The organism is Streptomyces sp. NBC_01454 (assembly GCF_036227565.1).
Lineage (GTDB): Bacteria > Actinomycetota > Actinomycetes > Streptomycetales > Streptomycetaceae > Streptomyces.
Window position 1 is genome coordinate 4,365,677 of sequence record NZ_CP109460.1, and the last position, 21,011, is coordinate 4,386,687.

General features: G+C 73.0%; 20 protein-coding genes. 14 read left to right on the forward strand and 6 right to left on the reverse strand.

Annotated features, from left to right (window positions below):
* Nucleotides 1-8 precede the first annotated feature (8 nt).
* The 9 genes from pyrE to OIU81_RS19355 all read left to right on the forward strand — a co-directional run bounded on the left by pyrE (nt 9) and on the right by OIU81_RS19355 (nt 9,375).
* Nucleotides 9-551, forward strand: coding sequence for an orotate phosphoribosyltransferase (pyrE, locus tag OIU81_RS19315; RefSeq protein ID WP_006604647.1), 543 nt, complete (start codon nt 9-11; stop codon nt 549-551).
* Nucleotides 552-770: 219 nt separating this feature from the next.
* A complete protein-coding gene (gene fbaA, locus OIU81_RS19320) occupies nt 771-1,793 on the forward strand; it encodes a class II fructose-bisphosphate aldolase (protein WP_329149571.1) in 1,023 nt (340 codons plus the stop codon).
* Between the two features lie 102 nt (nt 1,794-1,895).
* Complete coding sequence (locus OIU81_RS19325; RefSeq protein ID WP_329149572.1) at nt 1,896-3,464, forward strand: MFS transporter; 1,569 nt, start codon at nt 1,896-1,898, stop codon at nt 3,462-3,464.
* 82 nt (nt 3,465-3,546) lie between these two features.
* Entirely contained in the window at nt 3,547-3,960 is a 414-nt protein-coding gene (locus OIU81_RS19330) for a DUF3151 domain-containing protein (RefSeq protein ID WP_329149573.1), read from the forward strand.
* A 213-nt stretch (nt 3,961-4,173) separates the two neighbouring features.
* Nucleotides 4,174-5,166: a tryptophan 2,3-dioxygenase family protein gene (locus OIU81_RS19335; RefSeq protein ID WP_329149575.1), complete on the forward strand. Its 993-nt coding sequence runs from the start codon at nt 4,174-4,176 to the stop codon at nt 5,164-5,166.
* Complete coding sequence (gene kynU, locus OIU81_RS19340; RefSeq protein ID WP_329149577.1) at nt 5,159-6,496, forward strand: kynureninase; 1,338 nt, start codon at nt 5,159-5,161, stop codon at nt 6,494-6,496. Before OIU81_RS19335 ends, kynU begins: the two co-directional genes overlap by 8 nt.
* Nucleotides 6,493-7,290, forward strand: coding sequence for an alpha/beta hydrolase family protein (locus tag OIU81_RS19345; RefSeq protein WP_329149579.1), 798 nt, complete (start codon nt 6,493-6,495; stop codon nt 7,288-7,290). Before kynU ends, OIU81_RS19345 begins: the two co-directional genes overlap by 4 nt.
* 67 nt (nt 7,291-7,357) lie before the next feature.
* Entirely contained in the window at nt 7,358-8,722 is a 1,365-nt protein-coding gene (locus OIU81_RS19350) for a sensor histidine kinase (RefSeq protein ID WP_329149581.1), read from the forward strand.
* Entirely contained in the window at nt 8,719-9,375 is a 657-nt protein-coding gene (locus OIU81_RS19355; protein ID WP_129282801.1) for a response regulator, read from the forward strand. Before OIU81_RS19350 ends, OIU81_RS19355 begins: the two co-directional genes overlap by 4 nt.
* A 72-nt stretch (nt 9,376-9,447) precedes the next feature.
* On the opposite strand, the gene OIU81_RS19360 is transcribed toward OIU81_RS19355, so the two are convergent.
* The 3 genes from OIU81_RS19360 to OIU81_RS19370 all read right to left on the reverse strand — a co-directional run bounded on the left by OIU81_RS19360 (nt 9,448) and on the right by OIU81_RS19370 (nt 12,771).
* The gene (locus OIU81_RS19360; RefSeq protein ID WP_329149584.1) at nt 9,448-9,912 is read right to left on the reverse strand and encodes a BP74-related protein; all 465 of its coding nucleotides are present in this window, start codon (nt 9,910-9,912) and stop codon (nt 9,448-9,450) included.
* A gap of 289 nt (nt 9,913-10,201) precedes the next feature.
* Nucleotides 10,202-11,842, reverse strand: coding sequence for an ABC transporter permease (locus tag OIU81_RS19365; protein ID WP_329149585.1), 1,641 nt, complete (start codon nt 11,840-11,842; stop codon nt 10,202-10,204).
* Nucleotides 11,839-12,771, reverse strand: a complete 933-nt coding sequence (locus OIU81_RS19370; RefSeq protein WP_329149587.1) for an ABC transporter ATP-binding protein — start codon at nt 12,769-12,771, stop codon at nt 11,839-11,841. Before OIU81_RS19370 ends, OIU81_RS19365 begins: the two co-directional genes overlap by 4 nt.
* Nucleotides 12,772-12,867: 96 nt before the next feature.
* Here OIU81_RS19370 and OIU81_RS19375 point away from each other — a divergent pair, with 96 nt between their 5' ends.
* Nucleotides 12,868-13,422, forward strand: a complete 555-nt coding sequence (locus tag OIU81_RS19375) for a GbsR/MarR family transcriptional regulator (RefSeq protein ID WP_329149589.1) — start codon at nt 12,868-12,870, stop codon at nt 13,420-13,422.
* 94 nt (nt 13,423-13,516) lie between these two features.
* Here the strand turns inward: OIU81_RS19375 and OIU81_RS19380 are convergent, their stop codons facing one another.
* Nucleotides 13,517-14,485 carry a hypothetical protein gene (locus OIU81_RS19380; RefSeq protein ID WP_329149592.1) on the reverse strand — a complete coding sequence of 323 codons (969 nt, stop codon included), beginning with the start codon at nt 14,483-14,485 and terminating at the stop codon, nt 13,517-13,519.
* A 236-nt stretch (nt 14,486-14,721) separates the two neighbouring features.
* Here OIU81_RS19380 and OIU81_RS19385 point away from each other — a divergent pair, with 236 nt between their 5' ends.
* A complete protein-coding gene (locus tag OIU81_RS19385; protein ID WP_329149594.1) occupies nt 14,722-16,008 on the forward strand; it encodes an adenylosuccinate synthase in 1,287 nt (428 codons plus the stop codon).
* 171 nt (nt 16,009-16,179) lie between these two features.
* On the opposite strand, the gene OIU81_RS19390 is transcribed toward OIU81_RS19385, so the two are convergent.
* The gene (locus OIU81_RS19390; RefSeq protein ID WP_329149595.1) at nt 16,180-16,728 is read right to left on the reverse strand and encodes a MarR family winged helix-turn-helix transcriptional regulator; all 549 of its coding nucleotides are present in this window, start codon (nt 16,726-16,728) and stop codon (nt 16,180-16,182) included.
* The gene (locus tag OIU81_RS19395) at nt 16,725-17,408 is read right to left on the reverse strand and encodes a DJ-1/PfpI family protein (protein WP_329149597.1); all 684 of its coding nucleotides are present in this window, start codon (nt 17,406-17,408) and stop codon (nt 16,725-16,727) included. Before OIU81_RS19395 ends, OIU81_RS19390 begins: the two co-directional genes overlap by 4 nt.
* Nucleotides 17,409-17,719: 311 nt before the next feature.
* Here OIU81_RS19395 and OIU81_RS19400 point away from each other — a divergent pair, with 311 nt between their 5' ends.
* From OIU81_RS19400 to OIU81_RS19410, 3 genes are all read left to right on the forward strand, one after another.
* Complete coding sequence (locus OIU81_RS19400; RefSeq protein WP_329149599.1) at nt 17,720-18,514, forward strand: VTC domain-containing protein; 795 nt, start codon at nt 17,720-17,722, stop codon at nt 18,512-18,514.
* Between the two features lie 192 nt (nt 18,515-18,706).
* Nucleotides 18,707-20,077: an aspartate aminotransferase family protein gene (locus OIU81_RS19405; RefSeq protein WP_329149601.1), complete on the forward strand. Its 1,371-nt coding sequence runs from the start codon at nt 18,707-18,709 to the stop codon at nt 20,075-20,077.
* Between the two features lie 163 nt (nt 20,078-20,240).
* Entirely contained in the window at nt 20,241-20,918 is a 678-nt protein-coding gene (locus tag OIU81_RS19410) for a GntR family transcriptional regulator (protein ID WP_329149603.1), read from the forward strand.
* Nucleotides 20,919-21,011 lie beyond the last annotated feature (93 nt).

Here is a 21,011-nt window from a genome sequence, read left to right on the forward strand (position 1 = left end):
TCATGCGTATGAGTGACGACGTGCGCGGCGCGCTGCTGCAGCAGATCAAGGACAAGGCCGTGGTGCACGGCAAGGTGACGCTTTCCTCCGGCAAGGAGGCCGACTACTACATCGACCTGCGCCGGATCACCCTGGACGGCGAGGCCGCGCCGCTGGTCGGGCAGCTGATGCTGGACCTGACCGCCGAGCTGGACTACGACGCGGTCGGCGGGCTCACGCTCGGTGCCGACCCGGTCGCGACGTCGATGCTGCACGCCTCCGCCGCGCGCGGCCGGCGGCTGGACTCCTTCGTCGTCCGCAAGGCGCAGAAGGCGCACGGGATGCAGCGCCGTATCGAGGGCCCGGACATCACGGGCCGCCGGGTCCTGGTCGTCGAGGACACCTCCACCACCGGCGGCTCGCCGCTGACCGCCGTCGAGGCGGCGCGGGAGGCGGGCGCCGAGGTCGTCGCGGTGGCGACGATCGTGGACCGGGGGGCCGCGTCGGCCATCGCCGAGGCCGGTCTGCCGTACCTCACCGGCTACCAGCTCGGTGACCTCGGCCTGGGCTGAGGTCCGGCCGAGCCCCCCGCTCCGGCGCGGGCGACGGCTCTGAGCTGCGGCTTTGTCGAGGGGCGGCTGGTTTCACGTGAAACCGGCCGCCCACTGTGCGAGACGGCCGGGCGGGCAATGCGGTCCGATCGGCCTTGTCTGGGAAGATGTGCTCGGCGAAGTCCTCGCCCCCTGGTCAGGGCCAAGAACGCACACCCCGCACACACAAGGAGCGGACAGATGCCCATCGCAACCCCCGAGGTCTACAACGAGATGCTGGACCGGGCGAAGGCAGGAAAGTTCGCCTACCCGGCCATCAACGTCACGTCGACGCAGACGCTGCACGCCGCGCTGCGTGGCTTCGCCGAGGCCGAGAGCGACGGCATCATCCAGATCTCCACCGGTGGTGCGGAGTTCCTGGGCGGCCAGTACAAGAAGGACATGGTGACCGGCGCGGTCGCGCTCGCCGAGTTCGCGCACATCGTGGCCGAGAAGTACGACGTCACCGTCGCGCTGCACACCGACCACTGCCCCAAGGACAAGCTCGACGGCTACGTACGCCCGCTGCTGGACATCTCCGCGGAGCGCGTGGCCAAGGGCCAGAACCCGCTCTTCCAGTCGCACATGTGGGACGGCTCGGCCGAGAACCTGGCCGACAACCTGGCCATCGGCCAGGAGCTGCTCGCCAAGGCCGCCGCCGCCAAGATCATTCTTGAGGTCGAGATCACCCCGACCGGCGGCGAGGAGGACGGCGTCACCCACGAGATCAACGACGAGCTCTACACCACGGTCGACGACGCGTTGCGCACCGCCGAGGCGCTGGGCCTGGGCGAGAAGGGCCGCTACCTGCTCGCCGCCTCCTTCGGCAACGTCCACGGCGTGTACAAGCCGGGCAACGTCGTGCTCCGCCCCGAGCTGCTGAAGGACCTCCAGGAGGGCGTGGGCGCCAAGTACGGCATGTCGGCCCCGTTCGACTTCGTCTTCCACGGCGGCTCCGGCTCCACCGAGCAGGAGATCGCCACCGCGCTGGAGAACGGCGTGGTCAAGATGAACCTGGACACCGACACCCAGTACGCCTTTACCCGCCCGGTCGCGGACCACATGTTCCGCAACTACGACGGCGTGCTGAAGGTCGACGGCGAGGTCGGCAACAAGAAGACCTACGACCCGCGCAGCTGGGGCAAGCTGGCCGAGGCCGGCATGGCCAAGCGTGTCACCGAGGCCTGCACCCACCTGCGCTCGGCCGGCACCAAGATCAAGTAGTCCGGGTGGTCCGACCCTTACGGGTTTCGAGGCCCCGCATCTCCTGGTGAGATGCGGGGCCTTCGCCGTGCAGACCGCCCTGCCGCCGGGCAAGCTCGCGGTATGAGTGAACGGCAGGAGTCCGCGGCCCCCGGCGGTGTCCGGCTGACCTCGGCACGGGGCCGGTGGGTGCTGGCGACCGCCGTGCTGGGGTCCGGGATGGCGATGCTCGACAGCACCGTCGTCAATGTCGCCCTGCCAAGGATCGGCGAGGACCTCAACGCCGATCTGGCCGTGCTCCAGTGGACGATCACCGCCTACATGCTCACCCTCTCCTCGCTGATCCTGCTGGGCGGCGCGCTCGGCGACCGGTTCGGCCGGCGCCGGGTGTTCGTGATCGGTGTGGTGTGGTTCGCCGCGGCCTCGCTGCTGTGCGGGCTCGCGCCGAATGCCGGGGTGCTGATCACGGCCCGGGCGCTGCAGGGCGTCGGCGGTGCGCTGCTCACCCCCGGCTCGCTGGCGCTGATCCAGGCCGTCTACCACCCGGACGACCGGGCGCGGGCGGTCGGCGCCTGGTCCGGGCTCGGCGGGGTGGCCGCGGCCGTCGGCCCGTTCGTCGGCGGCTGGCTGGTGGACGGCGCCGGCTGGCGCTGGGTGTTCTTCCTGAACGTGCCGCTGGCCGCGGTGTGTGTCCCGGTGGCGCTGCGGCACGTACCGGAGACCCGGGAGCGGGACGCCCGCGAGCGCCGCGGTTTCGATGTGCCGGGCGCGGTGCTCGGGGCGCTGGCGCTGGCCGGGGTGACCTATGCGCTGATCGCGGCGCCGGCCGGGGGCGTGTCGGCCGGCGTGATCCTGCCCGCGGTCCTCGGGGTGCTGCTCGGGGTGGTCTTCGTCCATGTCGAACGGCGGCGCCCGGACCCGATGCTGCCGCCGGCCATCTTCACCAACCGGCTGTTCTCCGCCGTCAATGTGGTGACCGTGTGCGTCTACGCCGCGTTCGGCGGCTTCTTCTTCCTGGCGGTGCTCCAGCTCCAGGTCGTGGTGGGCTATTCGGCGCTCCAGGCCGGCACCGCGCTGCTGCCCACCACCGTCCTGATGCTGCTGCTGTCCGCCCGCTCCGGGGCGCTGGGCCAGCGCATCGGGCCCCGGATCCCGCTGACCGTCGGCCCGCTGCTGTGCGCCGCGGGGATGCTGCTGATGACGCGGGCGGACCGGGGCTCCTCGTACCTCACCGATGTGCTGCCGGCGCTGGTGGTGCTGGGCGCGGGCATGGTGACGCTGGTCGCGCCGCTCACCTCGACGGTGCTGGCGTCGGTGGACGTGGACCGGGCGGGCCTGGCCAGTGGGATCAACAACGCGGCGGCCCGGGCCGCGAGCCTGGTGGCGGTCGCGGCGCTGCCGCTGCTGGCGGGCATCGGCCCGGAGGCCTACCGCTCGGCGGACGAGTTCGGGGTCGCCTTCCGGCGGGCGATGCCGCTGTGTGCCGGGATCCTGGTGGCCGGTGCGCTGATCGCCTGGCTGACGGTGCGCACCCCGGCGCCGCGGGCCGCCGAGCAGGCTCCCGCGGAGCGGTGCCGACCCGAGTGCACCTTTCACTGCGGGGTGAGTGCCCCGCCGCTGGATCCGGGCGAGGTACGGGCCCGGGCGGCGCGGCCACCGGGGGGCGGCGGCGCGGCGCCGGGGACCGGGTGAGAGGGCCGGTGGCCGCCGCGGAGCCTTCCCTGCGGTCCCGGCCGGTCCCACCCGGCCCCCGCGACCAGGCAGACTGGGAGGCATGGCCATTCACGAGAACCTCCTCGGGGGACCGCCCCCGACCCATCTGCCCGATGACCCCGAGCCCCGCGAGATGCTCGCCGCGGGCACCGCGCCGTCCGATGTCGCAGCGAAGTACCCGGCCTCCTCCCTGGCCTGGGCGCAGCTGGCGGACGACGCCTTCGAGGGGGGCCGGGTCGTCGAGTCGTACGCCTACGCCCGCACCGGCTACCACCGCGGCCTGGACGCGCTGCGCCGGGCCGGCTGGAAGGGCCACGGCCCGGTGCCGTTCGAGCACGAGCCCAACCGCGGCTTCCTGCGGGCGCTGCACGCCCTCGCCCGCGCCGCCCAGTCGATCGGCGAGCAGGAGGAGTACGCGCGCTGCTCGACCTTCCTGCGGGAGTCCTCGCCGACCGCGGCCGACACCCTCACCTGACGGCCGCCGCGCCCTTCCGGGGGCGGCCCGCCGACGGGCATCGGGCACGACCGGGGGCCGGCCGCATGATCGCGGCCGGCCCTTGCGCGGTCGCTGTCCAGCACCGATGATTTCAGTGGGCCGGGCCATCCCGAGCCCGAGGGGACCGGGGCTCCCGAGCCGACGAGGAAGGGGCGGACCGCTACCCGGTAGTTCGCACCTGAGGAGTCCCTCATGTCGCAGCCGTCTCCCACAGATCCCGCGGACAGCGCGGTGACCATTCCCGGCGGTCCCGGCGGTCCCGGCGGTCCCGGCGGTCCCGACGGTCCCGACGGTCCCGACGGTCCCGGCGGTCCCGACGGTCCTGGCGGTCCTGCCGGTTTCGTACCGGCCGATGCCGAGTCCGACCCGCCGTTCGCCCCCGATCTCCGCATCGGCTCCAGCAGCACGACCCCGTACGAGGACTATGTCCAGGCGGACGTCCTCACCCATCTTCAGCACCCGCTCTCCGACGACCCCGGCGAGATGGTCTTCCTGGTCACCACCCAGGTCATGGAGCTGTGGTTCACGGTCATCGTCCATGAGTGGCGCACCGCGGCCGAGGCGCTGCGCCGCGACGACCTGACGGTGGTACGGGAGGCGCTGCGCCGCTCCGCCTACGAGCTGGAGGCGCTGAACGCCGCCTGGAAGCCGCTGGCCCGGCTGACCCCGGCGCAGTTCAACGCCTACCGCAGCGCGCTCGGCGAGGGATCCGGGTTCCAGTCGGCGATGTACCGGCGGATGGAGTTCCTGCTCGGCGAGAAGTCCGCCTCCATGCTGGTGCCGCACCGCGGCGCGCCCCGTGAGCGCGCCGAGCTGGAGAAGGCCCTCCAGGAGCCGAGTCTGTGGGACGAGGTGCTGCGGCTGCTCGCCCGCCGCGGCTACGCGATCCCGGAGGCCGTGCTGCGGCGGGACCCGGCGCTGCGCTACGAACCGGATCCGGCCGTCGAGGCCGTCTGGGCCGAGATCTACGCCGGCTCGCAGGAGTCGGACCTCGTCCGGCTGGGTGAGGCGCTGACCGATGTCGCCGAGCTGGTCTGGCGATGGCGCAACGATCATCTGGTCGCGACCCGGCGGGCCATGGGCGCCAAGATGGGCACCGGCGGCTCCGCGGGGGTCGCCTGGCTGGAGAAGCGGGCCCGCAAGAATGTCTTCCCCGAGCTGTGGACGGCGCGCAGTCATGTCTGAGACCCCAGGATTCCCCGCTTCCGCGGCCGGCCCCGGCTCCCCCGCGGAGGGTGAACACGCCGTCCGCGCCGGGGAGTTGGACGCCACCGACCCGCTCGCCGCGGTCCGCGACCGCTTCGTCCTCGACGCCGCGCCGGATGAGGCTTCGGGCGGCGCCGCCGTCTACCTCGACGGCAACTCCCTCGGGGCGCTGCCCCGCACGGTGCCCGACCGCCTCGCGGACGTCATCGCCCGCGAGTGGGGCGAGCTGCGCATCCGGTCGTGGAGCGAGTCGGGCTGGTGGACCGCGCCGGAGCGGATCGGTGACAAGATCGCGCCGCTGATCGGGGCCGGACCGGGCCGGGTGGTGGTCGGCGACTCCACCAGCGTCAACATCTTCAAGGCCGTGGTCGGCGGGGTCAGGATGGCCGGGAAGGGCTGTACGGAGATCCTCGTCGACGCCACGACCTTCCCGACCGACGGCTATATCGCCCGGTCCGCGGCCCGGATGACCGGTCTCGCGGTGCGTCCGGTCGAGCCCGCGCGGATCGCCGACGAGGTCACCGAGCGGACCGCGCTGGCGCTGGTCAACCACGTCGACTACCGCACCGGCCGGCTCAACGACCTGCCCGGCATCACCCACGCGCTGCACTCCGCGGGCGCGCTCGCCGTCTGGGACCTGTGCCACAGCGCCGGTGCGCTGCCGGTCGGCCTCGACGCGCACCACGTCGACCTCGCCGTCGGGTGTACGTACAAGTACCTCAACGGCGGGCCGGGTTCGCCCGCCTACCTCTACATCCGCGAGAGCCTCCAGGACCGGTTCGAATCGCCGCTGCCGGGCTGGAACTCCCACACCGATCCGTTCGCGATGGAGCCGGACCACACCCCCGCCGACGGCATTGCGCGCGGCCGGGTCGGCACCCCCGACATCCTCTCGCTGCTCGCGCTGGAGGCGGCGCTGGAGGCCTGGGACGGGGTGTCCATCGAGGCGGTCCGCACCAAGAGCCTGGCCCTGACCGACTTCTTCCTGGAGTGCGTGCAGGCCTATGCGCCGCCGGACCGGGTCCGCTCCCTGACGCCGTACGCGCACGAGCGGCGCGGCAGCCAGGTGTCGCTGGCCTGCTCGCCCGCGCTCGGCTCGTCGTTCGGGCAGGGGGACACCCCCGTGGCCGGCCAGGTGATGGACGAGCTGATCCGGCGCGGGGTGGTCGGCGACTTCCGCCCGCCCGACGTGCTGCGCTTCGGCTTCACCCCGCTCTACACCTCCTTCGCGGACGCGGAGCGGGCGGCCCGGGTGCTGGGCGACGTGCTGCGGGCGCTGCCCGAGGTGTCGTCGGGGGACGGCGGGTGACGGTCGCGGACGAGGAGGCGGCGCTGCTGGGGCTGGCCCCGGTGGCGCCGGACCGGACGGTGGCCTACGGGCCGCATCCGGACCAGCTCGTCGATCTGTATGTGCCGCGGGCGGGCGACGGCGTGCCCGCGGCGGCTCGCGGCCCGGTGGTCGTCCTGCTGCACGGCGGATTCTGGCGCGCGGCCTACGACCGCCGCCATCTGTCGCCGCTCGCCGCGGAGCTGGCCGGCCGGGGACTGCCGGTCGCGCTCGCGGAGTACCGCCGGGTCGGTGCGGGCGGCGGGGCGCCGCAGACGTTCGAGGACGTCACGGCGGGCATCGACGCGGCCTACGGGGCTTACGCGGCCCTGGCGCAGGCGTCGCCCGGCCCGTCCCTCGTCCTGGTCGGCCACTCCGCGGGCGGCCATCTCGCGCTGCTCGCCGCCGCCCGCCCGCGCACCCCCGTGACCCGGGTGCTGGCCGTCTCCCCGGTCGCCGACCTCGCCCGCGCCCACGCGCTGGGGCTGAGCGGCGGCGCGGTCGCCGAGCTGCTCGGTGACGGGCCCGGTTTCCCGGCACGGCTCGCCGCGGCCGACCCGGCACAGCGGCCGCCCGCCGGCGTCCCGGTCACGATCCTGCACGGCACCGACGACCCGGACGTCCCACTGGAGCTCTCCCGCCGCTACGCCGCACAGAGCCCCGCTACGACCGTGCTGCGCGAACTGCCCGGCGTCGGTCACTACGCCCCCGTCACTCCCGGCAGCCCCAGCTGTGACGTGCTGACCGGGCTCGTGTGTCGGCCGTCTAGTACCTGAGGCGGACGCGCACAGATCCCCACTGGTGAGGACGCCCGGGGGCGCGCGGTTGCTTACCGTTGTCAGCGTGAATGACACGACCCAGACGCAGGGCACCCTGCGCTCGGAAGCCCGGATAGCCCGCGGTGGGCTGCACCGGCTGCGCCAGGACCTGTTCGTCGACGCCTTCGCCTTCCGCCCGATGCCGCCGCTGGAGGACGGCAAGGTACCCCGGTGGCTGCCGGAGCGGCTGCGGCACTGGATGCGCTGGCTGCCGCACTTCTCCGTGGGCTTCTTCTCGGTGTGTGTCTTTCTGCTGACCTACACCGACAGCTATTCGGTGGGCCCGCTGCGTGGCGTGCTCGTCGGCGGCTTCAGCCTGCTGGTCGCGATTCCGCCGGTGCTCACCCTCTTCCGCCCGGTGGGTGCCTTCTGGCTGTCGCTGTGCGCGTTCCTCCTGTCCATGGGCCTTCATGCCTTCGCCCCCATGTACGGCACCACCCCCATCGTGAGCAGCGCCTACCCCACTCACCTGGTGGTGATGACCCTGGTGGTGCTGCGCACCCGTCCGCGGTTCGCGTTGGAGATGTGGCTGGTCACCTTTGGCGTCGCGGGGGCGTTCTCGGTGCTCCTCGGCGGGAGCGACTCCGGCGATCTGGCGCCGGTGGCGGTCTTCTCCGGCGTGCTGCTGGTCTCCGCCGCCGCGGTCCGCGCCTGGCGGGAGGAGCGCCGGCAGGTCGTCGAGACCCGGACCGTCACCGCCGAGGAGCGCTCCCGGCGCACGCTCCTGGAGGAGCGGGCGCTGATCGCCCGGGAGCTGCACGATGTGGTCGCCCACCACATGTCCGTGATCGCCATCCAGGCCGAGGCCGCCCCGTACCGGGTGGAGAACACCCCGCCCGAGCTGGCCACGTCCTTCGCGACGATCCGGGAGAACGCCGTCGCCGCGCTGACCGAGCTGCGCCGCATCCTGGGCGTGGTCCGCTCCGCGGATCCGGATGCCTTCGCCGAGAGCGACCCGGAGGCCCCGCAGCCCACGCTCGCCACCCTCGACTCGCTGCTGGACAGCGTGCGCGGTGCCGGGCTGAGTGTCGAGGCCGTGGTCACCGGTGCGCCGCGGCCGCTGCCGCAGGGCGTGGAACTGTCCGCGTACCGGATCGTGCAGGAGGGGCTGAGCAATGCGCTGCGGCACTCGCCGGGCGCCGATGCCCGGGTGGAGATCTCCTACGTCCTGGGCGGCATCGGTCTGCGGATCGTCAACGGCCGGCCCAGCCGCCTGGCCAAGCCGTCCCCGGGGGCGGGGCACGGTGTGCTGGGCATGCGCGAGCGGGTACAAATGCTGGGCGGTGAGATGACCGCCGACCACACCGAGGACGGCGGCTTCGAGGTCGCGGCGTTCATTCCGGTGGGGAGTGCGGCCGGCGAGGCCGCGACAGGGGGAAAGAAGGCATGATCCGCGTACTGATCGTCGACGACCAGGTGATGGTCCGTGAGGGCTTCTCCGTCCTGCTCAACGCGATGCCGGACATCGAGGTCGTCGGTGAGGCCGTCGACGGCCGCCAGGCGGTGCAGAAGGTCGGGGTGCTGCGGCCCGACGTCGTCCTGATGGACATCCGGATGCCGGAGATGAACGGTCTGGAGGCGACCCGGGAGATCGTGGCCGCCGACGCGGACGCCAAGGTGCTCGTGCTGACCACCTTCGATCTGGACGAATACGTCTACCAGGCGCTGCGCTCCGGGGCGAGCGGCTTCCTCCTCAAGGACGCCTCGGCCGGCCAGCTCGCCGACGGCGTACGGATCGTCGCCTCCGGCGAGGCGCTGCTCGCCCCCACCGTCACCAAGCGGCTGATCTCCGAATTCTCCCGGCTGGGCACCCCGCGCGCCCCGGCCCAGGAACGCATCGCCGATCTGACGGAGCGGGAGACGGAGGTCCTGGTGCTGGTCGCCCAGGGCCTGTCGAACGGCGAGATCGCCGAGCATCTGGTCGTCGCCGAGTCCACGGTGAAGACGCATGTCAGCCGCATTCTGGTGAAGCTGGGGCTGCGGGACCGCACCCAGGCGGCGGTGTTCGCCTACGAGGCGCGGCTGGTGACTCCGGGAGGATGAGGGCCGCCGCCCCGGCGGGGGCCCCGCCCGGGAGCCGTGGGCGGGGCAGGCCGGCGGCCCGGACCGGGGGCCTTACAGCTGGGGTACCTCCCGCACCAGCGTCGAGCTCCAGGGGCACCAGATCAGGCCGGGCAGGAACGGGCCGCCGGCCTCGTCCAGATGGTCTTCCACATAGGGCGTGGTGGCGTCACAGACCTCGATGGCGAAGTCGAAGAAGTCGATCGTCTCCGGGCGGAGATGGAAGCTCCAGCGCCCGTTGTACGGGGCGGGGCGCTTCTCGATCCGGCCGATGACATGCGGCTCCGACCTGGTCGCCCCGCTCAGCAGCTCCCGGGCGTGCTGGATCTTGCGGGGGTCGGTGAGCTTGATGACGAACTCGGCACGCGTGACATCGGTCATCACGAAGTAGGCCGCGGAGTCGGCCCCGGTGCGCCGGGCGGTGTCGCTCGCCTGCTCTCCCCGCGCGGGTCCGGCCGCGGTGACGGCCAGCAGCGCCGCTGCCGCGAGCATGCCGATCTTGGTGCTGATGCGTCGCATGATCCCCTCCGATGTCGCGCGCCGTGGTCACGACCACGCATACGGAAAGTAACAAGACGATCACCCTGCGCTCTAGAGTTACTGTGGGTTATCGCACCGTCAGGTGAAATGGCGCAGGGTGACTGGCCTTCGGATCCCCGATGTGCTGCCGTGGCGAGACGGCGCGCGGCATCCACACCCTGTGGACACGCTCGCGCCGCCCGGACCGCGCGCGAGTGCGCCGCCGGAGTCCGCGACGGCTCCGGCGGCGCATGGATGCGGGGGCGGCCGGGTGGCCCGCCGCCCGGGGTCAGCCGAGGTCGCGTCGGCGCAGGCCCACCAGGCCGGCGGTGGTGAAGACGGCGGAGAGCGCCAGCAGCCAGAGGAACGGGGCGGCGGTGGCGTCCGCGCCGGGCAGCTTGGGGAGGTGGCTGTACGGCGACAGATCCATCGCCCAGCGGGGGAAGTCGAGGGAGGGGCCGACCCAGCCGAGGGTCAGACAGCCGCCGACCAGGGCCCAGACGGCCGGGGTGGCCCGGGGGAGCAGGCCGAGGACGAGGACCGCCAGGCCGGTGAGCGTCCAGACGGCCGGGGCCTGGGCGAGGGCGGCGGCCAGGACCGGGCCCGTGCGGCCGAGCGGGTCGCCGGCCGAGACGCCGTAGGAGACGCCCAGGGCCAGACCGCCGAAGGCCAGGATGACGGCGCTGCCCCCGAAGGCCAGGGCCAGATGGCCGGCCGCCCAGCGGAGCCGGCCGACCGCGCCGGCCAGCACCGGCTCGGCCCGCCCGGCGGTCTCCTCGCCGTGCAGCCGCAGCACGGCGCCCACCGCGAAGAGCGCGGCGACCATGCCGAGCATGCCGGCCATCGTCGCCAGGAACGCATCGGTCAGGCTCTGCTGACCCCCCATCCGCGCGAAGATCTCGCGGGTCCGCTCATTGCCGCCGACCAGGTCCGAGGCGCCCTTGGCGAGACCGCCGAAGATCCCGCCGGCGCACACGAAGCCGAGCGTCCAGCCCGCCAGGGTGGTGCGCTGGAGCCGCCAGGCCAGGCCGAGGGGGCCGCCCAGGGAGCGCGGCGCCAGGGCCGGACCGGGACGCGCGGGCAGAAAGCTCATGCCGAGGTCGCGGCGGGCGGTCAGGGCGTAGGCGACGGAGCCGGCCAGGGCGGTCGCCGCCAGGAACAGCGGGACCAGCCACCAGCGTTCGCCGGCGTAGGCGCGCAGGTTCTGCGACCAGCCGACCGGTGAGATCCAGGTGAGCGGGGAGGTGGCGCCGTCGGTGCCGGCGTCGCCCGCGGCGCGCAGCGCGAAGGCCAGGCCGAGCACCGCACCGGTCAGGCCCTTGGCGAGCCGTGCGCTCTCGGTGAGCTGGGCGGCGATGGCGGCCAGCGCGGCGAACAGCATGCCGGTGGCACCGATGCCGAAACCGAGCGCGAGCGAGCCGGCGGCCGGCCGGCCGGAGCCGGCCAGCGAGCCCGCGATCACCACGGCGAGCGCGGCGTCGGCGATCAGGGCCGTCAGCAGGGCCGCGGTCAGCGGTGCGCGACGGCCGACCATGGCGGCACAGAGCAGCTCCTGACGGCCCGTCTCCTCCTCCTCGCGAGTGTGCCGGACCACGATCAGCAGGCTCATCACGGCGGCCAGGACGGCGCCGAAGCCGGCCATCCGCCAGGCGACGAGCCCGCCGACGGAGTCGCTGAACACCGGTCCGTACAGCGCGCGCATCGAGCCGTTGCCGTTCATCGAGACGGCCAGTGCGGCGCGGCGGGCGGCGGTGCCGTAGAGCGCCTCGAAGGACGAGCCGGTGCCGGCGACGACCGCGCCGAGGCCCAGCACCCAGGCCGGGACCAGCACACGGTCGCGGCGCAGCGCCAGCCGCAACAGGGGCCCGGTCCCCGCCAGTTGGCGTGCGTGCGCGGTGGGGACGGAAAGGGGGGCGGCCACGGTGGTCATCGCGCGATCGCCTCGCCGCGGGCGTCGTCCTGGTAGTGGCGGAGGAAGAGCTCTTCCAGGGTGGGCGGGGTGCTGGTGAGGCTGCGGACCCCGGAGGCGCCGAGCGAGCGGAGCACGGCGTCGAGCTTGTCGGTGTCGACCTGGAACGTGACGCGGTCCCCCCGCAGCTCCAGGCCGTGGACGCCGGGGAGGGTGGCCAGGCCGTTGGGTGGGCCGGCGAGTTCGGCGGCGACCGAGGTGCGGGCCAGATGCCGCAGCTCCGCCAGCGTGCCGGATTCGACGGTGCGCCCGTTGCGGATGATGCTGACGCGGTCGCAGAGCGCCTCGACCTCGGACAGCACATGGCTGGAGAGCAGGACGGTGCGCCCGCGGTCGCGCTCCTCGGCCACGCAGTTCTGGAAGACCTCCTCCATCAGCGGGTCGAGGCCGGAGGTCGGCTCGTCGAGGATGAGCAACTCGACCTCGGGGGCGGAGGCGAAGGCGGCGACCAGGGCGACCTTCTGCCGGTTGCCCTTGGAGTACGTCCGGCCCTTCTTGGTGGGGTCGAGTTCGAACCGTTCCAGGAGCTCGGCCCGGCGCCCGGTGTCCAGCCCGCCGCGCAGCCGGCCGTAGAGGTCGATGACCTCGCCGCCGGAGAGGTTGCGCCACAGGGTGACGTCGCCGGGGACGTAGGCGATGCGGCGGTGCAGTTCGACGGCGTCCTGCCAGGGGTCCCTGCCCAGCAGTCGGGCGGTGCCGCCGTCGGCGCGCAGCAGGCCGAGCAGGACGCGGATCGTCGTGGACTTCCCGGCGCCGTTGGGCCCGAGGAAGCCGTGTACCTCACCGGCGCCGACCCGCAGATCGAGGCCGTCCAGCGCGTGGGTGCGGCCGAAGGACTTGTGCAGGCCGTCGACCCGGATCGCGGGAGCGGGAGAGATTGCCGTGGTCATGATTTCGAAGATACGCTAGATTCACAAATTTGTGAAGTTAAGAAACCATGCATATAAAGTTGAGGGGCGGCGCTGATCAGGGGAGATGATGCGGACATGAGCGAGCAGCAACCGAGTGCGGACCGGTCCGCCGAGGCCCGTCCGGACCTCGCCGGGCACGCGCGCGACGACGAGGCGGTGTCGCAGTTCGTCGAGCGGTTCGCCGCGCAGCTGGTCGACGCCGGGATGCAGCGGATGTCCGCCCGGGTCTTCGCCTGTCTGCTCGCCTCCGACTCCGGTGTGCTGACCTCCGCCGAACTCGGCGAGCGCCTCCAGGTCAGCCCGGCCGCCGTCTCCGGCGCGATCCGCTATCTCTCCCAGGTCGACATGGTCAGCCGCGAGCGTGAGCCGGGCTCCCGCCGCGACCGCTACCGCGTGCACAGCGACCAGTGGTACGAGGCGCTGGCCCGCCGCGACAACGTCCTCACCCGCTGGGAGGGCACCCTGCGCGAGGGCGTCGTGAGCCTCGGCGAGGACTCGCCGGCGGGCCGCAGGATCGGCGAGACGCTGGTGTTCTTCGAGTTCCTGCAGACGGAGCTCACCGGGCTGCTCCAGCGCTGGCGCGAACACCGCGACCGGATGCGGGCCGAGCTCGAGGACGCCGGCCGCTGAGGGACCGTTTTTCCTGCGTTTCCCTGCGTTCTCCTGCGTTCCCCTGAGCTTTCCGGCGTTCTCCTGCGTCTTCCTGCGTTGTGCGGGGCTTTCCTCAGTCCCGCGGCAGCTGGAGCCGCCAGGCCCCCGGCTGCACGGTCCACGTACGGGTCCTGACCGGGCCGCCGACCAGGGCGTCCGCCCGGTAGTGGAAGTCCGCGCCGGAGACCGTCACCGCCCGCGCCCGGATGCGTACCGGCCGCGCGCCGCCCGGCCAGTGCACCACGACCTCGGCCAGCTCACCGCCGGCGCCCGGCCCGGCCCCGTCCGCCCCGGCCCGTCCGCCGGGCACCACCGACACCCCGCGCACCGGCCGGTCCAGATCCGCCAGCAGCACCCCGTCCGCCTCGATCCGCAGCCGCTGCCCCGGCACCCGTGCCCGCCGCCCGCCCGAGCGGCCGTCGTCGCCGGACCGGGGGGAGGGCCGGAGCCCGGCCGCCGGCGCGGCCAGCAGCGACAGCGCCGTACGGGCGGTGCGGGCATACGGCTTCCACCAGGGGCGGTCCCCGCCGGCCGGTTCCACCGGGCCCACCGGGCCGCCCCGCGCCGCCACGGGATCCGCCGGGGACGACTGCCGCGGCACGGACGCCCCGCGCCCCGGCCGGACCGTCCCGCTGCCGCACGGGATGCGCAGACTCCCCAGCACGATGCCGTCGCTGTCGTCCGTGAGCAGGTCCATCGGGCGCTCCCCGCCGTCCAGGACGGCCCGGGCGGCGGCCACCGTGTCCGTGGGGATGCCCAGGGCGCGGCTCAGCGCCACGGCGGCCGGGGGCCCGACCGGGACCATCGACAGCGGCACCCCGGCCAGCTCCCGCTCCTTGTGCAGCAGGCCCACCACGCGCAGCAGCGCCCGGTCGTCGCCGATCACCACCGGCCGTCGCTGCCCGCGCCGGGCAAGCATCCGCGCGAATTCCTCCGGGCCCTCCGGGAGGCAGATTTTCGCCCCCGCACCCGCGCACAGGACATCCTTCGCGATCCGCACGGCCTCGCCGTCGGTACTGCGGGCGACCGGGTCGATGACCACGAGCAGGGGGTACCCCCGAACGGAGTCCACGGGAAAGTGCCCAGAAGGCTGCGCCGACACCTCGGTCCTTCCTCAGGTAGCATCTCGGTGCAAGAGCCCCTTGCGCTATTGCGCCAGGGGCTTCGTCTATTCCGGGGCACCGGTTCGACGGCTCTGGCGATGACGTACGCGTGAACACGCACGTTGTCGCCATCCACGCACGTTGGACATGCCCCGCCCGGAAGGGGTGTACGCCTGTGCCCGCACTTGTGCTGCTCGGTGCTCAGTGGGGTGATGAGGGCAAGGGAAAGGCCACCGATCTGCTCGGTGGGTCCGTGGACTATGTGGTGCGCTACCAGGGCGGCAACAATGCCGGCCACACGGTCGTCGTCGGCGACCAGAAGTACGCACTGCACCTGCTCCCTTCCGGAATCCTCTCGCCGGGGTGTACCCCGGTCATCGGCAACGGTGTCGTCGTCGACCCGGCGGTCCTGCTCTCCGAGCTGAGCGGACTCAACGAGCGCGGCGTCGACACGTCCAAGCTGCTGCTCAGCGGTAACGCGCATCTGATCACGCCGTACAACATCACCGTCGACAAGGTGACGGAACGGTTCCTCGGCAAGCGGAAGATCGGCACCACCGGTCGCGGCATCGGCCCGACCTACGCCGACAAGATCAACCGCGTCGGCATCCGGGTGCAGGACCTCTACGACGAGTCGATCCTCATCCAGAAGGTCGAGGCGGCCCTCGAGGTCAAGAACCAGCTGCTGACCAAGCTCTACAACCGCCGCGCCATCGAGGCCGGCCAGGTCGTCGAGGAGCTGCTGGGCTACGCCGACAAGATCAAGGGCTATGTCGCCGACACCACCCTGATCCTCAACAAGGCGCTGGACGACGACAAGGTGGTCCTCTTCGAGGGCGGCCAGGGCACGCTGCTGGACATCGATCACGGCACGTACCCCTTCGTCACGTCCTCGAACCCGACCGCGGGCGGCGCCTGCACGGGTGCCGGCGTCGGCCCCACGAAGATCAACCGCGTCATCGGCATCCTCAAGGCCTATACGACGCGCGTCGGCGCCGGTCCGTTCCCGACCGAGCTGTTCGACGAGGACGGCGAGGCGCTGCGCCGCATCGGCGGCGAGCGCGGTGTCACCACCGGCCGCGACCGCCGCTGCGGCTGGTTCGACGCCGTCATCGCCCGCTACGCGACCCGCGTCAACGGCCTGACGGACTTCTTCCTCACCAAGCTCGACGTGCTGACCGGCTGGGAGCAGATCCCGGTCTGCGTCGCGTACGAGATCGACGGCAAGCGCGTCGAGGAACTGCCCTACAGCCAGTCCGACTTCCACCACGCGAAGCCGGTCTACGAGACGCTGCCGGGCTGGTCCGAGGACATCACCAAGGCGAAGTCCTTCTCCGACCTGCCGAAGAACGCCCAGGCGTACGTCAAGGCGCTGGAGGAGATGTCCGGCGCCCGGATCTCCGCGATCGGCGTCGGCCCCGGCCGCGACGAGACCATCGAGATCAACTCGTTCCTGTCGTAGCACGGCCGGAACACCGCAGGCAGACACAGCCGCGTACCTACTTCGTTTGGAGTGGGTGCGCGGCTGTTCGTCGTCCGGGAGCACGAGCCGGCCGGGAGAGCGTGACGACGGGAGAGCGGGAGAGCGGGAGAGCAAGAGAACGAGCGCGGGCCGGTGCGGCGCGGCGCGGTCTCACCCGTGCGTGGCCGGGGGGATCTCGCCGTCCTCCGCGAGGGCGTCCAGTGCGGTCGACAGTCCCTCCAGGGCCGCCATGACCTGCCGGAAGTCGTCCGGGCCGCCGAGTCGTTCGGACAGGCGGGCGGCGAACTCGGCGTGGCCGGGGGCGATACGGGCGACGGCGGCCCGGCCGGCTGCGGTGGGGGCGAGGAGCTTGGCGCGGCGGTGTGCCGGGTTGGGGCGGTACTGCGCCAGCTCGCGGTCGACCAGGAGGTCGGCGATGCGCTGCACGCTCTGCCGGGTGATGCCCATCGCGCGGGCGATCCCGGCCACGGGCAGCGGCTCGGGCAGGACGGCGCCCAGGACCTGCCACCAGGCGGCGGTCAGACCGGACGGCCGGGCGAGACCTTCGGCGACGGAGAGCAGCTGGCCGTTGAGGCGGAAGACGGCGAGGGCGGTACGGCTGAGGAGTGCGGAGCCCCCGAGCTCCGGGTCCGTCGGGGCCTGCGGCCCGGCGCCCGGGGACGCGTGAGGGCGGGAGCCGTGGGGCCGGGGCGCGGTCATGCGGAACCGCCGCCGGCGCGGGCCGCCCGTGCCGCCTGGAGCACGGGGAAGGCGGCGGCGTCGGAGCGGGCGAACAGGCGGTACCAGGCGTCGAGGGCCGGCGGCTCCATGACGTCGAGTGCGGCGAAGATCTCCCGGGCGAAGGCCACCGGCTCGGTGGGGCCCGCGGTGATCAGTCCGCCCTCGCGCACCGCGTCGGCCTCGCGGTAGTGGCTGGCACCCCGGTAGCCGGGCTGTGCGGCGAGGTACCCGGCGGCCCCGCTGGTGTGCGCACGGTCGTCCAGCAGGCCCGCCTGGGCGAGCCCCGCGGTCGCGCCGCAGATCGCGGCGACCGGCACCCCGGCGGCGAGGAACTCCCGCGCCTTGTCGGCGAAGGGCGCCAACTCCGTGCCGGAATCCCAGAGTGCGGCGCCGGGAAGGATCAGCAGCGCGCTGTCGGCGGGGTGCAGCGCGTCGAGCGCGAGATCGGGGACGATCCGCTGCCCGCCCATGGTCGTCACCGGCCGGCCGGTGACGGGGGCGACGGTGGCCACGGCGAACGCCGGCTGCGAGGGGCGGAAGCAGCCACCGTCGCGGAGGTGGGCGAGGGCGTGGCCGCACTCCCAGTCGGCGAGTGTGTCGTAGGCGGCGACATGCACGGTGGGTGCAGTGGGTGCAGTGGGTGCGGTGCGGTCGGTCATGGGAGCTCCTCGGTCGGCGGCGGAATCCCTGGATCCCTGAATCCCTGGCTGACGGACCCGGTGCCGGGTGCGGCACACCCGCCCTTATGACAGCATCCTGGCGCTACGACAGGGTGCTGTCAATTTGCCTCGCCGGGGCGGTCCACGACTGTCCGCGGGGTGCCACAACCGGCCGACTTTGTCCGAGACCCGGCGATTGCGGATGTCAATTTCCGCGTCCCGGAACTCCCAGGGGTCCGCAGGGCGTAGAACGCGTACGACAACGACGCCTCCGACAGCCACGCACCCGACGTCACGCCGAAGGAGACCGAGTGATCCCCGCCGTACGAGCCCTCGCCCGCGCCGCCATGGCCGCACGTCCGGTACCGCTCGCCGACGTCCAGGCACGGGCCCGCCTCCTCGCCCCGTGCGACCGCAGCTATCTCGTCCCGGTCGAGGTCTTCACCGCCGTGACGGCCGCACTCACCGAACGGCGCCGACCCGGCGGCGCGTTCGTGGCGCTGTGCGTCAACGGCCGCCGCTGGTTTCACTGCCGCTCCGTCTACTACGACACCCCTGACCTGCGGTCCTTCCACGAGCACCGGCTGGGCCGCCCGGCGCGCCACACGATCCGGGAGCGGCACTGCGAGGACACCGGGGAGCGGCAGTTCGAGATCGAGCTCACCGGGCGGCGCGGCATACCGGTCACGCACCGCCGGCCGCTGTTGCCGGGTGACGCGGCGCTCGGCCCGGCACCGCGCGGCTTCCTCGCCTCCGTACTGGACCGCTCCGGCGGCCGCACGGCCCCCGACGGCCTGCGCCGCGTCCTCGAAACCGAGTGCACCCGGGCCGTCCTGGCCGCGGACGGCCAGCGCCTGATCTGTGACGCGGCGCTGCGCTGCCGGGACGCGGAGACCGGCCGCACGGTGCGCGCCGAGGGTGGGCTGGTCCTCGTGCGGAGCCGGACCGGGGGCCGGCCGGGCGAGGCGGACCGGCTGCTGGCCGACCGTGGGATGTGCGCGGAGGACTTCCCCGTCCACTGCGCGGGGCTGGCGGCGCTGCGTCCGGAGCTGACCGACCATCCCTGGGGGCGGGCGGTGCGGACGGTGTTCCCCACGGCCGGCTGACCGCGCTGCGCCCGACTGCCCGGCCGCCCCGGGACGCGGAATTCCCCGCCGGCCCGTAGACAGTGTGTCCGCGCGCGTGGTGAGTGCCATACATAGTGTCGGTATCGACCGGTGCCCGTGATCCATACGCTGAGGACGTTCGCCGCGCCCATCCCCCGGCGGACCCGAGCGACCCGATCCGAGGTACTGACCGTGACCACGACGCCCTCCGCCTCCGCCGCCGACCCTGCCGCCGGTGCGGCCGTCAAGGCCGCCGACCGCGCGCATGTCTTCCACTCCTGGTCCGCGCAGGGCCTCATCGACCCGCTGCCGATCGCCGGCGCGGAGGGTGCGTACTTCTGGGACCACGACGGCAACCGCTACCTCGACTTCTCCTCCCAGCTGGTCAACACCAACATCGGTCACCAGCACCCCAAGGTCGTCGCGGCGATCCAGGAGCAGGCCGCGAAGCTGTGCACCATCGCGCCCGGATTCGCCGTGGACGTACGGTCCGAGGCCGCGCGGATGGTCGCCGAGCGCACCCCGGGCGACCTCGACAAGATCTTCTTCACCAACGGCGGTGCGGAGGCCGTGGAGAACGCGGTCCGGATGGCCCGGCTGCACACCGGCCGCGCCAAGGTGCTGTCCGCCTACCGCTCGTACCACGGCGCCACCGCCACCGCGATCAACCTGACCGGCGACCCGCGCCGCTGGCCCTCCGACACCGCCTCCGCGGGCGTGGTCCACTTCTGGGGCCCGTTCCTCTACCGCTCGGCCTTCCACGCCGAGAACGAGCAGCAGGAGTGCGAGCGCGCCCTCGCGCACCTGGAGCAGACCATCGCCTTCGAGGGCCCGCAGTCGATCGCGGCGATCATCCTGGAGACCGTGCCCGGCACCGCGGGGATCATGGTCCCGCCGGCCGGTTACCTCGCCGGGGTCCGCGAGATCTGCGACCGCTTCGGCATCGTCTTCATCCTCGACGAGGTCATGGCGGGCTTCGGCCGTACGGGCAAGTGGTTCGCCGCCGACCACTTCGGCATCACGCCCGACCTGCTGACCTTCGCCAAGGGCGTCAACTCCGGCTATGTGCCGCTGGGCGGCGTGGCGATCAGCGCCGAGATCGCGGCCACCTTCGACCAGCGTCCCTACCCGGGCGGTCTGACCTACTCCGGTCACCCCCTGGCCTGCGCCTCCGCCGTCGCCACCATGAACGCGATGACCGAGGAGCGGATCGTGGAGAACGCCGCCGAGATCGGTGAGAAGGTCATCGGCCCGGCGCTGCACGAGATCGCCGGACGCCACCCGTCGGTCGGCGAGGTCCGCGGCATGGGCGTCTTCTGGGCCCTGGACCTGGTGAAGAACAAGGAGACCCGCGAGCCGCTGGTCCCCTACAACGCGTCCGGCGCCGCCAACGCTCCGATGGCCGAATTCGCCGCGGCCTGCAAGCGCGGCGGGCTGTGGCCGTTCGTGAACATGAACCGGACGCATGTCGTCCCGGCCTGCACGATCACCGAGGCCGAGGCCAAGGAGGGCCTCGCCGCCCTCGACCAGGCGCTCACGGCGGCCGACGCCCACACCGTCTGAGCCGTCGCCCGCGGCGCCCGCCCGCATGGAAACCGCAGGTCACGGCCGCCGCGCGGGACACCCGAAGAGCGCCCTCGCCCGGCGGCCCGCCGCGGCCCTCGCCTATCGTGGGCGGGGGCCGCTCCCACCTGCGCGGTCAGGGACGTCGAAGGAGACGCAGACGATGGCCGCCGGCGGAGACAGCTCAGTCATACGACGCAGCACCCTGCGCCAGCAGATCGCCGACGCGCTGCGCGACGAGATCCTGGCCGGCCGGCTGCCGTGCGGCCACCCCTTCACCGTCAAGGAGATCGCCGAGCAGTACGGCGTCTCCGCCACCCCGGTGCGCGAGGCGCTGCTCGATCTGTGCGCCCAGGGCCTGCTCGACGTCGAACAGCACCGCGGCTACAAGGTGCACGCCTTCACCTCCGACGACTTCCGCGCCATGGTCGAGGCCCGCACGCTGATCATCGAGGGCATCTTCCGCAGCGGCGCCGACCGCGCCCTGCGCGCCACCCCCGCCGGGGTGCTGGTCTCCATCCGCCGCCGCGCCGACGAGGCCGAACGGGCCGCCCGGGCCGGCGACCTCGATGTCCTCATCGGCTACGACCTGCGGTTCTGGCGCGAGCTCAGCAGCATCGTGCACAACGCGTACATCAGCGATTTCCTGGACCGGATCCGCGTCCAGACCTGGATGTTCGCCGTGCCGCTGCTGCGCCGGCAGGCCGATCTGGGGAGCCATCTGTGGCAGGGCCACAGCGCGCTGGCCGACGCCCTGATCGACCATGATCTGCCCACCGCCCAGCGGCTGATCGCCGAGTACAACGAGCACTCCCTCGCTCTCGTCGGAACGCGCGGCTAGCACTACGCTGTCCCGATCGTCGGCCGTAATGGGCCGTACCCGTAGCCGTACGTGCGCCGGAGTCCTGTCCCCGACCGGAAGCGAGCCCACACT

Excerpts from the sequence above, each read along its gene's own strand:
- OIU81_RS19325 (WP_329149572.1), top strand. The coding sequence starts at position 1,896 with ATGAGTGAACGGCAGGAGTCCGCGGCCCCCGGCGGTGTCCGGCTGACC.
- OIU81_RS19355 (WP_129282801.1), top strand. The coding sequence starts at position 8,719 with ATGATCCGCGTACTGATCGTCGACGACCAGGTGATGGTCCGTGAGGGC.
- OIU81_RS19395 (WP_329149597.1), bottom strand. The coding sequence starts at position 17,408 with ATGACCGACCGCACCGCACCCACTGCACCCACTGCACCCACCGTGCAT.
- kynU (WP_329149577.1), top strand. The coding sequence starts at position 5,159 with ATGTCTGAGACCCCAGGATTCCCCGCTTCCGCGGCCGGCCCCGGCTCC.
- OIU81_RS19330 (WP_329149573.1), top strand. The coding sequence starts at position 3,547 with ATGGCCATTCACGAGAACCTCCTCGGGGGACCGCCCCCGACCCATCTG.
- OIU81_RS19410 (WP_329149603.1), top strand. The coding sequence starts at position 20,241 with ATGGCCGCCGGCGGAGACAGCTCAGTCATACGACGCAGCACCCTGCGC.
- OIU81_RS19365 (WP_329149585.1), bottom strand. The coding sequence starts at position 11,842 with ATGACCACCGTGGCCGCCCCCCTTTCCGTCCCCACCGCGCACGCACGC.
- OIU81_RS19375 (WP_329149589.1), top strand. The coding sequence starts at position 12,868 with ATGAGCGAGCAGCAACCGAGTGCGGACCGGTCCGCCGAGGCCCGTCCG.
- pyrE (WP_006604647.1), top strand. The coding sequence starts at position 9 with ATGAGTGACGACGTGCGCGGCGCGCTGCTGCAGCAGATCAAGGACAAG.
- OIU81_RS19335 (WP_329149575.1), top strand. The coding sequence starts at position 4,174 with ATGTCGCAGCCGTCTCCCACAGATCCCGCGGACAGCGCGGTGACCATT.
- fbaA (WP_329149571.1), top strand. The coding sequence starts at position 771 with ATGCCCATCGCAACCCCCGAGGTCTACAACGAGATGCTGGACCGGGCG.
- OIU81_RS19370 (WP_329149587.1), bottom strand. The coding sequence starts at position 12,771 with ATGACCACGGCAATCTCTCCCGCTCCCGCGATCCGGGTCGACGGCCTG.
- OIU81_RS19360 (WP_329149584.1), bottom strand. The coding sequence starts at position 9,912 with ATGCGACGCATCAGCACCAAGATCGGCATGCTCGCGGCAGCGGCGCTG.
- OIU81_RS19390 (WP_329149595.1), bottom strand. The coding sequence starts at position 16,728 with ATGACCGCGCCCCGGCCCCACGGCTCCCGCCCTCACGCGTCCCCGGGC.